Source organism: Streptomyces sp. NPDC051214, assembly GCF_040682375.1.
Lineage (GTDB): Bacteria > Actinomycetota > Actinomycetes > Streptomycetales > Streptomycetaceae > Streptomyces.
In genome coordinates this window covers 101,260-113,448 of record NZ_JBFBAT010000021.1, presented here as the reverse complement: position 1 = coordinate 113,448, position 12,189 = coordinate 101,260, and the positions used below count along the sequence as shown (strand labels likewise).

The window sequence follows — 12,189 nt, the reverse complement described above, 5'->3', positions numbered from 1 at the left end:
TCATTTTGTTTTGCTGTGTTTCGCTGTCTTGCGTTTCCGACTCTATCAGACTCTTTCGTGTCCGATTTCCTCGGTGCCTTTCCGGTTCCCGCTCCTGCCTTTCGGCTTTCGCGTTTCCCTTTCCGGCGAGTCCGACTCTACCAGATCCTTTCGGGCCTGATTCCCAGTCAGCGGGCTTTGTCTTCCCGGCTGTTGGGCCGTTCCGACGTCTCAAACTCTAGCGGTTCTTCCCGGTTACTCATAATCGAGTCCTGGAATTGAATTCGGGCATGCCGAAATCGTTCCCGGTGGGATGTCGTGCAGAGTTTGTTTTGCCGCGTCTCAGCGGCGGGAGTTGCTGTCGCAGAACCGTTACGGCTCCGTGGCAACCCGAAGAACCTTACGGATCCGGCGGGTGACTGTCAAACGCCGTGGTGGGGCGCTCAGTCCAGGTCGGTGAGGCGGCCGCCGGCGTCCGGCTGGGCGTGCTCCACCCTGCGCAGGAGACGGGTCAGTACTTCGCCGAGGGCGCCGCGCTCCTCCTGGGACAGGTCCTGGAGGAGGTCCTCCTCGAACACCGTCGCGAGGCGCATCGCCTCCAGCCACTTCTCGCGGCCTTCCGCGGTGAGCTCGACGATCACGCGTACGCGGTTGGACTCGTCGCGGTCCCGCGTCACCAGACCCTCCGCCACCATGCGGTCGATGCGGTGGGTCATGGCGGCCGGCGTGAGGCCGAGGCGCTTCGCGAGCTCGCCGGGTCCCATTTGGTACGGGGCGCCGGAGAGGACGAGGGCCTTGAGGACCTCCCACTCGGCGTTGCTGATGCCGAGGGTCGCGGTCTGTCGCCCGTAGGCGACGCTCATCCGCCGGTTGAGGCGGCCGAGGGCCGAGACGATCTCCTCGACCTGGGGGTCGAGGTCCTGGAACTCCCGCTGGTAGGCGGCGATCTGCTCTTCGAGTGTCGGCTCACTGGGGCCGGGAGTGTCACCCATGGCCGCAGTATGGCACGCCCCTACTTGGCGTTGAAGTTCTTCGGTGTGTATTGTTTAGACTCTAACTTTAGCTTCGAAGTCTTCACGTCTAACTCCTAAGGCAGGTGAAAGTGACCAGGGCGATGGGCGCAGCGATGCGTCGTATTCAGGTAGGCAGCGCGCTGAGCGCGTTTGGTGTCGGGTTCACGGTTCCGTTCCTCTACGTCTACGTGGCGCAGGTGCGGGATCTTGGGGCCAGTACGGCGGGCATCGTGCTCGCCGCCTTTGCCATGGCCGCGCTGATCGTCCTGCCCGTCACCGGGCGCGTCATCGACCGTCGCGGCCCGCTCCCCGTACTCATGGGAGCCGCCCTGACCGCTTCGGTGGGCGCCCTCGCCCTGGGCTTCGCGAACAGTGAGCCGACCGCGATCGTCTCGGCGGCCCTCCTGGGTGCGGGCACCGCGGTGATGCAGCCGGCGCTCGCCACGATGATCGTCTGGTGCTCGACGCCCACCACGCGCACGCGTGCCTTCGCGATGCAGTTCTTCCTGCAGAACCTGGGCCTCGGCATCGGTGGCCTCTTCGGCGGCCAGATCGTCGACGAGCACGACCCGGGCAGCTTCCTCACGCTGTTCTCCATCGAGGCCGTGATGTTCCTGGTGCTCGCGGCGATCGTCGTCACCGTGCGCCTTCCGCACGCGCCGTCCATCCAGGACGCCGTGCCGAAGGACGGGTCCGCGCCGCAGAGCGGTCTGCGGACGCTGCTCCGGCACAAGGCGATGGTGCAGCTGTGCGTGCTGGGCTTCGTGCTCTTCTTCGCCTGCTACGGCCAGTTCGAGTCGGGTCTCTCCGCGTACGGCGTGGAGGCGGCCGGGATCTCGCCGTCGACGCTGGGCATCGCGCTCGCCGCCAACACGGCCGTGATCGTCATCGCGCAGTTCGCCGTCCTGAAGTTCGTCGAGCGGCGCAAGCGGTCGCGGGTGATCGCCGCCGTCGGTCTGATCTGGGCCGTCGCGTGGATCGCGGCCGGGTACGCGGGGCTCGGGCATGGCAGCCAGGCCATGGCGACCGCCGCGTTCATCTCCACGTACGCGCTCTTCGGGCTCGGTGAGGCGATGCTGTCGCCGACCGTCGCGCCGCTGGTCGCCGATCTGGCGCCGGCCGGGATGGTCGGTCAGTACAACTCGGCGTTCGCCCTGGTGAAGCAGCTGGCGCTCGCTGTCGGTCCCGCGGTCGGCGGTCCGATGGGGGCCGCGCTGCACGGGCCGTACATCGTGACGTTCCTGCTGTTCTCGCTGGGCATCACGGTGCTGGCCGTACGGCTCGGCAGGCAGCTCACCCCGCTGCAGAACCAGCCGTACGTGGCGAAGAGCCGGGTGGTGGCCCAGGGCGCCCCCGAGCCCGTACCGGCGAACTCCTAGACGCTACGGGCGCGGCAGGGCGAATTCGCACCAGACCGCCTTGCCGCCGCCCGGTGTGCGCCGTGAGCCCCAGTTCGAGGCGATCGTGGCGACGATGGCGATGCCGCGTCCCGCCTCGTCCGCGGGCTCGGCGCGCCGGCGCCTGGGCAGGTGGTCGTCGCCGTCCGTCACCTCGATGATCAGGCGGCGGTCCGTGCGGCGCAGGCGCAGGCGCATCGGGGGCGTGCCGTGCTGGAGGGAGTTGGCGACCAGTTCGCTGGCCGCGAGGACTCCCAGGTCGTGCAGTTCGGGCGGGAAGCGCCAGCTGGCGAGGACGCCGGTGGCGAAGGCACGCGCGCGTGGCGCCGCTTCCACGCCACCGAGCAACTCCAGTGCCGCGTTGCGGAACAGCTCGGCGTTCAGGCCGGTGCGTGCCGGGTGCTGGAGGACGAGGACCGCCACGTCGTCGTCGTGGTCGGCCGTCACGCCCAGGGCGCGGATCAGCCGGTCGCACACCACCTGGGGGGTGCCGGTGGCGCCCGCGAGGGCGCGCTCCAGTGCCGCGACGCCTTCGTCGATGTCCTCGCTGCGCCGCTCGACCAGGCCGTCCGTGTAGAGGACGGCGGTCGAGCCGGGGCCGAGGGGGACCGAGCCCGAGGTGTGCAGCCAGCCGCCGGTGCCGAGGGGCGGTCCCGTGGGCTCCTCCGCGCGGTGGATCGTGCCGCCCTCGTCCCGCACGAGGATCGGCAGGTGCCCCGCGGAGGCGTACACGAGGCTGCCTTCGTTCGGGTCGTGCACCGCGTAGACCATGGTGGCGATCTGGCTGGCGTCGATCTCCGCTGCGAGGCCGTCCAGGAGCTGCAGGACCTCGTGCGGGGGCAGGTCGAGGCGGGCGTACGCGCGCACGGCCGTGCGGAGCTGGCCCATGACGGCCGCCGCGCGGACACCGCGGCCCATGACGTCGCCGATGACCAGGGCGGTGCGGCCGCCGCCGAGGGTGATCACGTCGTACCAGTCGCCGCCGACCGCTGCCTCCGTGCCGCCCGGTTGGTACGTGGCGGCGATACGCAGGTCGTCCGGCTGCTCCAACTCCTGGGGCAGGAGCGAGCGTTGCAGGGTTACGGCGGTCTCGCGCTGGGAGCGCTCGCTGGCCCGCAGCCGCTCGGCGGCCTCCGCGTGGTCGGTGACGTCGGCCGCGAAGACGAGGACGCCGTCGTCCTTGAGGCCGGTGTCGGAGCCGCTCACGGAGAGCGTCACCGGGGTGCAGGTGAAGGTGTACGACCGGCCGCTCGCCGCCTTGCGGGACTTGACCGTGCGCGGCTTGGAGCTGCGCAGGACCTGATCCAGGAGGGGCAGCAGGCCGAGCTCCTCCAGCTCGGGCAGCGCCTCGCGGGCGGGCTCGCCCACGGGGCGCTCGCCGAACGCGCCGGCGTACGCGCCGTTGACGTACGCGATGCGGTGGTCGGGGCCGTGCACCAGGGCGACGAGGGCCGGAATGCGGTCGAGCACCTCACGGGTCGGCAGTTCGTCGACGCCCGCGGCGGCGGGGGTGAGGGTGGTGCCTTCCGGGCCTCCCTCGACGCGCGCCGCGGGGACCGAGCTCTCTGCTCGCTGTGGCGGGGAGATCCCCAGGTCGGTGCGCGCCGCGGCGCGGCGCTGCGTTCCGGGGAGCCGGGCGCTCCAGCGCGTGAAGTTCACTGCGGTAGGCCTCGTGATGTCGCTTCTGGATCGGGCGGGGATTTCCGGCGGTCCTGGCCCGCCCATGGTCACACGAACAGTCTGGCCGACCGGACTGACATCCGTCAGACGCCGGTGTCGTGCGGGGAGTTCCTGCCTCCGGTCAGGAGGACTCCTTCGGGCTTCTGCCCCCGGCCGCGAGTTCGAATTCCGCACGCGGGTGCTCGAGCGACCCCAGGGAGACGATCTCGCGTTTGAACAGGCCGGACAGGGTCCATTCGGCGAGCACCCGGGACTTGCGGTTGACGGTGGGCACGCGGCTCAGGTGGTAGACGCGGTGCATGAACCAGGCAGGGTAGCCCTTCAACTTCCGTCCGTAGACATGTGCGACGCCTTTGTGCAGCCCCAGGGACGCGACGGAGCCCACGTACTTGTGCGTGTACTCCTTGAGGGGCTGTTCGCGCAGGGAGGCGGCGATGTTGTCGCCGAGCGTCCTGGCCTGGCGTACCGCGTGCTGGGCGTTGGGGGCGCACTCCTTGCCGGGCTCTTTCGCGGTGACATCGGGGACGGCCGCCGCGTCTCCCGCGCCCCACGCGTGCGTGGCGCCGTTCACCGTCAGCTGCGCGGTGCAGTCGAGGCGGCCGCGTTCGTTCAGCGGCAGGTCGGTCGCGGCGAGCACCGGGTGCGGTTTGACGCCCGCGGTCCACACGACCGTACGGGTGGGGAAGCGTGCACCGTCGCTCAGGACGGCGACCCGGTCCTCGCAGGAGTCGAGACGGGTCTCCAGGCGTACGTCGATGTTGCGTCGCCGCAGCTCACGGACCGTGTACTTGCCCATCTCCACGCCGACCTCGGGGAGGACCCGCCCGGAGGCCTCGACGAGGATCCACTTCATGTCCTCGGCCTTGACGTTGTGGTAGTACCGCGTGGCGTAGCGGGCCATGTCCTCCAGCTCGCCGAGCGCCTCGACGCCCGCGTAGCCGCCGCCCACGAAGACGAAGGTGAGGGCCGCGTCGCGGACCGCGGGGTCGCGTGTCGACGAGGCGATGTCCATCTGTTCGATGACGTGGTTGCGCAGGCCGATGGCCTCTTCGACGGTCTTGAAGCCGACGCCGTGCTCGGCCAGGCCGGGAACGGGCAGGGTGCGCGAGATGGAGCCGGGGGCCAGGACGATCTCGTCGTACGTGATCTCGACGGCGCCCGAGCCCTCGTCCGCGGTGGCGAGCGTGGTGAAGGAGGCCGTGCGCTCGGCGTGGTCGACCGACTCGACCTGGCCGATGACGATGCGGCATCTGTCGAGGACGCGGCGGAGCGGGACCACGACGTGGCGCGGCGAGATGGAGCCGGCCGCGGCTTCGGGCAGGAACGGCTGATAGGTCATATAGGGATCGGGCGTCACCACCACGATCTCCGCTTCGCCCCGCTTCAGCTCCGGCTTCAGCTTCCGCTGGAGGCGCAGCGCGGTGTACATGCCGACGTATCCGCCGCCCACAACGAGAATGCGCACAGGTTCCTTCACCATCCCATGACGCACCCAGCTCTTGAGTTTGTCCACAGGCTCGACAATTTGTGTGACCGGTCATCGTGCGCGACGCGCCGTCGGGGCTTTGGCGGCGCGTGGGAAAGGTGCGCAGGTCAGCGGGGGAAAGCGGGGAATGACACGGGGGTGCAATCGGGTCGGAATCGGTGCGTACTCCGATCGGGGGGCGGTCCGTGCGGAACCCGCCTCTTCTGAATTGACTCTGGCTCAACTATGTTCGTGTGTCGTCGGGGTGTCGGGGGATGCGCTCGTCGGGTCGGGCTACGGGGCTCGGGTCCGGGCATGCTCCTCACACTCCGGTTAGTCAATGGCGGGGAGTGTCTCCGGGGGGAGACGTCATTACCGGGGGAACGCGTATGCATATTCAGGAATCTCACTGGACTTCGAGCACGGCGTCGGCATCAGCCGTCGCCACCAGCGGGAACGGACGCGACATGGGGGACGGGCCGCGTTCGACGCCGCTGCGGGTGGACGCACAGCGCAATCTCGAGCACGTGCTTCGCGCGGCGCGCGAGGTCTTCGGCGAGCTGGGTTACGGCGCGCCGATGGAAGACGTGGCCCGGCGTGCACGGGTCGGCGTCGGCACGGTCTACCGCCGCTTCCCCAGCAAGGACGTGCTGGTGCGGCGCATAGCCGAGGAGGAGACCTCCCGGCTGACCGACCAGGCGCGTTCGGCGCTCGGGCAGGAGGACGAACCGTGGTCGGCGCTCTCGCGCTTCCTGCGGACGTCCGTCGCGTCGGGCGCGGGGCGCCTCCTGCCGCCGCAGGTGCTGCGGGTGGGCGTCGCGGACGAGGTCGCGGGGGTACGGGACGACGAGGCGCGCGTGCCGCAGCAGCGGCAGGCGGCTCCGGCCGGTCCCGAGCTGCGGCTCGTCGAGCAGCGCTCGGCCCCGGCCGAGGAGTCGGCGGCCGACGACCCCGGGGCGATCGCGCTCCTGGACGTCGTCGGGCGTCTGGTGGAGCGGGCACGTACGGCGGGCGAGCTGCGCGCGGACGTGACCGTGTCGGACGTGCTCCTGGTGATAGCGACGGCGGCGCCCACGCTGCCGGACGCGGCACAGCAGGCGGCGGCGTCCTCGCGGCTGCTCGACATCCTGCTGGAAGGGCTGCGCTCGCGCCCCACGGCCTGACCACAGGGTCTGCACGGGTTCGTCACGCGGAAGGCTCAACTACCGCTCTGCACAAGGTGGTTGAGTCTTCCCCGAACGAGTGAACCGTAGTGCTCGATTGCGGTAAGTCACCCCGGAAGGGTGGTTGACCGTCATCGCCGTCCGCCGTGGCGGAACGTTGTGGCACTCTTTCCCGGATGGTCGGGTCCGAGTGTGCAAGCGGGGGCTTCCGCGATGAGTGGTGACGGGCGGGACGAGTCGTCCTCCGCCTTGGACGGGGAAGCCGCAGGGCTGCCTCCCCGACAGGTGCCGAACCAAGGCGGGCCCGCGGCCGCCGGTGGCCCCGGTGGTTCCGGCGACACCGATCCGAGCGTTCCACCGCAGCGCGAAGGCCTCCGGGGCGAAGGCCCGCCGGCCGACAGCGACCTGATCACCCGGATGCGGGCCGGCGACGACACCGCGTACGAGGAGCTGTACCGCAGGCACGCCGAAGCCGTCCGCAGGTACGCCCGCACCTGCTGCCGTGACGCGCACACCGCCGACGACCTCACGGCCGAGGTCTTCGCGCGGATGCTGCAGGCGGTCCGCGGCGGCAGCGGCCCCGAGCACGCGGTGCGCGCCTATCTGCTCACCACGGTGCGCCGCGTCGCGGCCGGATGGACGAAGTCCGCGAAACGGGAGCAACTGGTCGAGGACTTCGCGGTGTTCGCCGCGCAGGCCGCGCGCGGCTCCGAGGTCTCCGACGACGACACGCTCGACCTGGGCGCGGACGTGCGCGCGATGCACGAGGCCGAGCAGTCCATGGCCATGCAGGCGTTCCGCAGCCTGCCGGAGCGCTGGCAGGCCGTGCTGTGGCACACGGAGGTCGAGGACGAGTCCCCGAGTGACGTCGCCACGCTCTTCGGGCTGGACGCCAACGGCACCCGGGTGCTCGCCAAGCGGGCGCGCGAGGGCCTCAAGGAGGCGTACCTCCAGGCGCACGTGAGCACCACGCTCACCGCCGACGAGGAGTGCGCCCGGTATGCCGACCGGCTCGGCGCCTACGCACGCGGCAGTCTGCGCACCCGGGCCGAGCGCGGTCTGCGCAAGCACCTGGAGGAGTGCGCCAAGTGCCGCCTGGCCGCGGGCCAGATCAAGGAAGTCGCCAGCGGTATTCCCGGGGTCGTGCCGATCGCGGTCATCGGCTGGTTCGGCGCCGCCGGGTACGCGAAGGTGGCCGCCCTCGTCGGCGGTGGCGCCGCGGGTGCCGCGGGCGCCGGTGCGGCGGGCGCGGCAGCGGCGGGCGGCGGCTCGTCCGGTGGCGCGGCGGGCGGCGGGGCCGCGGCCGAGGGGCTCGGCGCGCCCGCGAAGGCCGGTATCGCCGCGGGTGTGATCGTCGCGGCGGCGGCCGTGGCGCTCGCCCTCACCGCGGGCGGGGACAAGCCGAAGGACCTGCCGAGCTCCGACAAGCCGCAGGCCGTCGAGCCCGTCGCGCCGAGCGAGCCACCGCCCCCGAAACCGAAGCCAAAGCCGCAGCCCGACCAGCCGGTCGCCGAAGCGAAGCCGAAACCGAAGCCGAAGCCTCCGGCGAAGTCCGCTCCCGAGCCGAAGCCGGCCCCGACGCCTGCGAAGCCCGAGCCCCCGGCCCCGGAGCCGAAGCCCACGCCGACTCCCACGCCGTCGGAGCCGAAGCCCAAGCCACCGCCTCCCCCTCCGCCGCCGCCCGCGGTCTACCAGTGGAGCGAGCTGCAGTACGGCATCGTCGGTGACGGCACCAAGCCCGAGATGCGGCTCGGCGAGAGCAGCTGGGTCTGGCAGCGTTCCGGCATGTCCATCGCCGACAAGCAGTACGGCCACGGCGTGACCGTCCACGGCCAGTCCTCCGTCACCATCGACCTGAACCGCACATGCTCCTCGTACGAGGCGGTCGTGGGCGTCGACGACATGACGATGGGCCTCGGCAAGGTGCGGTTCTCGGTCTTCGGCGACGGCACACGGCTGTGGAAGTCGCCGCTGATCGAGGGCGGGGACCCGGCGGTGCCGGTGCAGGTGAACCTGACCGGCCGCAAGACGATCCGCCTGGTCGTCGAGCCGCACTCGCCGTTCTACTCGGCAGCGCTCGCGGACTGGGCACAGTCGCGCTTCCGCTGTACGTAGACCGCGGGCGGGTCAGGCCGGCGCCGCGCGGGTCAGTTCCGCGAGCGCCTGGTCCGCGGTGAGTCCCGTGCCCGCGGCGGACTCCGCCTCGTACCGCTCGGGGCCGATCGCCGCCAGGGCCGCGGCCCTGGTCTGATCGGCCTCGGCGCGTTCCGGCATCGGGCGTGGGTGCCCGCCCCGCAGCCGGGTGCCGAAGGCGAGCAGGCGGGCCGCGCGCGGGTGATCGCCGAGCCGGCTGACCAGAGTGGCCCCGCCGTCCACCAGGCCGGCGACGACCACCTCCGCGCACCGGTGGTCGAGGGCGTCCCGCAGGCCCTCCGCGAGCAGCGGCAACGCCTGCTCCGGGCCGGACTCGGCGGCCACGATCCTGGTTTCCACGCCTTTCAGGGCCGCGCCGAACTGCGGCGGCGGCGTGCCCCGCGCCGCCTCGTCCCGGGACGCCTCGAACAGGGCGCGGGCCCGGGGCACGTCAGCGTCGTCCAGCGCCATGAGCGACTGGAGGAGACGCATGAAGGCCCGGGAATCCACCACCCCATAGCGGTCGGCCTCGATCCCCGCCTCGTCCAGGATCTTCACCGCCAGCGCGCGGTCACCTTCGCGGTACGCGATCTCGGCGAGCCGGACCAGCAGGAACGGCGTCTCGGCGTAGGCGCCCACCTCGTAGGCGAGCCGCAGCGCCTCGTCGTACTCGACGCGCGCCTCGTCGTGCAGGCTGCGCGCCATCGCGGCCTCGCCCGCCGCGCTGGACACCTGGGCGCGCATCCAGCGGTCGCCCGTGCGCGCGGCCAGCTCGCGCAGCTCGACGAGGTCCTCGTCGACTCCGTGGAGATTGCCGGGGGCGTCGACGGCCAGGTGCGTACGGAACATCAGGCTGACGCCGATCTCCCAGTCGCCGCCATATCTGCGGCAGTTGGCGACAACGGAGTCCATGGCGGGCCGCGCGGCGTCGGAGCCCTCGAGAAAGAAGGTGGTGAACGGCCAGATGAGGCCGGGGAAGCGGGCCGCCGCGGGCACCGGCCGCGCGAAGGCCTCCCGCACCTGAGCGACGTACGCGCGGTAGCTCTCCTCGGCCATGGCGTCCGACGGGCTGTAGTCCACCTCCAGGAAGATGTGGAGCAGGCGCAGGCTCATCCAGGACCAGTGGCGGGATTCGTCCTGCGGCCCGCCTTCGGGGCTTTCGGACGGCAGCGGCGGTGCGAGGGCCAGGAGGCGGGTCACCCATTCCATGGCTTCCCCGCGGTAGTTGCGCAGCCACCAGAACCAGCCGATGCCCAGGACGATCGCCAGGGCTTCGTCCTCCTCGCGCGACTCGATGGTGCGCTGCAAGGCCGCGCGCAGGTTGTCCAGCTCCGTCTCCAGGCGCTGGATCCACGGGAGTTGCTCGGCCGAACGGAGCAGGGGTTCCGCCTGTTCGACCAGCGCGCGGAAGTGCGCGGTGTGCCGGCGGGCCGCGGCCGCGCGGAGCTCCGGGCACTCGGCGGCCCGCTCGGTCGCGTACTCGTGGATGGTCTCCAGCATGCGATAGCGCATGTCGCCCTTGGCCGTGGGCTCGGCGATGAGCAGCGACTTGTCCACCAGGGCGCCGATGAGGTCGGCGGCGGGCCCGGTGCAGACCGCCTCCGCGGCCGCGAGGTCCCAGCCGCCCGCGAAGACGGACACCTCGCGCAGAACCGTCCGCTCGGACTCCTCGAGGAGATCCCAGGACCAGTCGACGACGGCCCGCAGGGTCTGCTGGCGCGGCAGGACCGTGCGGCTGCCGCTGGTGAGGAGACGGAAGCGGTCGTCGAGCCGGTCGGCGATCTGCCGTGGCGTGAGCAGCCGCAGGCGGGCCGCGGCCAGCTCGATGGCCAGCGGCAGGCCGTCGAGACGGCGGCAGATCTCGGCGACGGCCTCGGTGTCGTCCTCCGGGGCGAAGTCGGGGCGCACGGCCATGGCGCGCTCGGTGAAGAGGCGGTGCGCCGGGTCGGGCGGCAGAGGCTCGACCGGGCGGACGAACTCGCCGGGCACACCCAGGGGTTCACGGCTGGTGGCGACGACGGTGAGGTCCGGGCAGCGCGTGAGGAGGGTCTGGGCGAGGTCGGCGGCGGCGCCGATGACGTGCTCGCAGTTGTCAAGGAGCAGGAGCAGGCTGCGCGGGGCGCAGTACTCGATGAGCAGGGCGGTCGGGTCGCCCTGCGGCAGCGCGGAGAGCTCGCTGGTCATCAGCACGGTCTCGCGCAGACCGAGCGCGCTGACGACAGCGCCGGGCACCGCCTCCGGATGGTCGAGCGGGGCGAGCTCGGCCAGCCATGCCTGCGGATGCCCGGCGGCGGCTTCCTCGGCGAGGCGGGTCTTGCCGGAGCCGCCCGGTCCGGTGAGGGTGACCAGACGTGCTCGTCGCATGTCAGAACGGATGGCGGCGAGTTCGGGTTCCCGCCCGACGAAAGAGGTCAGACGGGGGCGGAGGTTGCCTTTTCGCTGGGGGCGCTGAGGGCGATCGGGGCCCTGCGGATGCTCCGGTTCCGCCGGGCTCCGCAGGTTCCCCGGGCTCTCTGGGCTCTCCGGGCTCTTCGGGGCCTCCGGGCGTCCGCCAGGAGCCACGGTGTCCGCCGAGCCCCCCTCCGGGTCCAGCAACTCCGCGTGGAGAGCTCGCAGTTCCGGGCCCGGATCGGCCCCGAGGGCGTCGGCGAGCGTGCGGCGCGCGTTCTCGTACGCGGCCAGGGCGTCGGCACCCCGGCCCGCGGCGCGCAGGGCGCGGATCAGGAGGGCGTGCAGCGTCTCGTCGTACGGCTGGGCGGCGATGAGCTCCTTCAGCTCCGGTACGACGTCGGAGGCGTGGCCCAGGAGCAGCCGCGCCTCCACGCGCGCGCGGGTCGCGTCGGCGAGCAGCGCTTCGGGGCGGGCGGCCGCGCTGCGGTCGGGCAGGTCGGCGAGGGCGGGACCCCGCCACAGGGTGAGCGCCTCGCCGAGGAGGTCGGCGGCTGCCGCCGGGTCGTGCCGGCCGAGGGCCGCACGTCCCTCGCTCACCAGGCGTTCGAAGCAGTGCAGGTCGACGTCTTCGGGAGCGGCGGTGAGGCGGTAGCCGCCGGGGTCCGAGGCGATGGCGGTCCTGCCCAGCGCGCGTCGGAGGCGGCCGACGAGGGCCTGGAGGGCGGCCGGGGCGTCCGTGGGCGGCTCGTCCTCGGCCCATACCTCGGCGATGAGGGCTTCTACGGGGACCGTGCGGTCGGTGCGGAGCGCGAGGGCGGCAAGGAGCGCGCGCAGCCTTCGGCCCCCCACGGGCAGGGGCGCTCCTTGTTCGTCGTACGCCTCGGTGGCGCCCAGGATTCTGTACCGCACGGGGTCATTCTCGCCGGTAGTGCGGTTCGAGGCGCGAGGGTTTTCCCTCCCTTGGCGAG

General features: G+C 71.9%; 7 protein-coding genes. 3 read left to right on the top strand and 4 right to left on the bottom strand.

All coding sequences use genetic code 11. From position 1 onward, the window contains the following. Positions 1-422 precede the first annotated feature (422 nt). On the bottom strand, positions 423-971 hold the full coding sequence (locus AB0M70_RS38670) for a MarR family transcriptional regulator (protein WP_363210067.1): 549 nt from the start codon (positions 969-971) through the stop codon (positions 423-425). Between the two features lie 122 nt (positions 972-1,093). On the opposite strand from AB0M70_RS38670, the gene AB0M70_RS38665 reads away from it, so the two are divergent. Further along, positions 1,094-2,371: an MFS transporter gene (locus AB0M70_RS38665; RefSeq protein ID WP_365827902.1), complete on the top strand. Its 1,278-nt coding sequence runs from the start codon at positions 1,094-1,096 to the stop codon at positions 2,369-2,371. Positions 2,372-2,374: 3 nt separating this feature from the next. Here AB0M70_RS38665 and AB0M70_RS38660 read toward each other — a convergent pair whose 3' ends face one another. Together AB0M70_RS38660 and AB0M70_RS38655 are read right to left on the bottom strand one after the other, a co-directional pair. Further along, positions 2,375-4,048, bottom strand: a complete 1,674-nt coding sequence (locus AB0M70_RS38660) for a SpoIIE family protein phosphatase (RefSeq protein WP_365827900.1) — start codon at positions 4,046-4,048, stop codon at positions 2,375-2,377. A 142-nt stretch (positions 4,049-4,190) separates the two neighbouring features. Continuing rightward, positions 4,191-5,549, bottom strand: a complete 1,359-nt coding sequence (locus tag AB0M70_RS38655) for an NAD(P)/FAD-dependent oxidoreductase (RefSeq protein ID WP_365827898.1) — start codon at positions 5,547-5,549, stop codon at positions 4,191-4,193. A gap of 374 nt (positions 5,550-5,923) precedes the next feature. On the opposite strand from AB0M70_RS38655, the gene AB0M70_RS38650 reads away from it, so the two are divergent. Continuing rightward, on the top strand, positions 5,924-6,697 hold the full coding sequence (locus AB0M70_RS38650; protein WP_365827896.1) for a helix-turn-helix domain-containing protein: 774 nt from the start codon (positions 5,924-5,926) through the stop codon (positions 6,695-6,697). A 213-nt stretch (positions 6,698-6,910) separates the two neighbouring features. Beyond that, positions 6,911-8,812, top strand: coding sequence for a sigma-70 family RNA polymerase sigma factor (locus AB0M70_RS38645; RefSeq protein WP_365827894.1), 1,902 nt, complete (start codon positions 6,911-6,913; stop codon positions 8,810-8,812). A 12-nt stretch (positions 8,813-8,824) separates the two neighbouring features. Here the strand turns inward: AB0M70_RS38645 and AB0M70_RS38640 are convergent, their stop codons facing one another. Then, positions 8,825-12,130 carry a BTAD domain-containing putative transcriptional regulator gene (locus AB0M70_RS38640; RefSeq protein ID WP_365827892.1) on the bottom strand — a complete coding sequence of 1,102 codons (3,306 nt, stop codon included), beginning with the start codon at positions 12,128-12,130 and terminating at the stop codon, positions 8,825-8,827. Positions 12,131-12,189 lie beyond the last annotated feature (59 nt).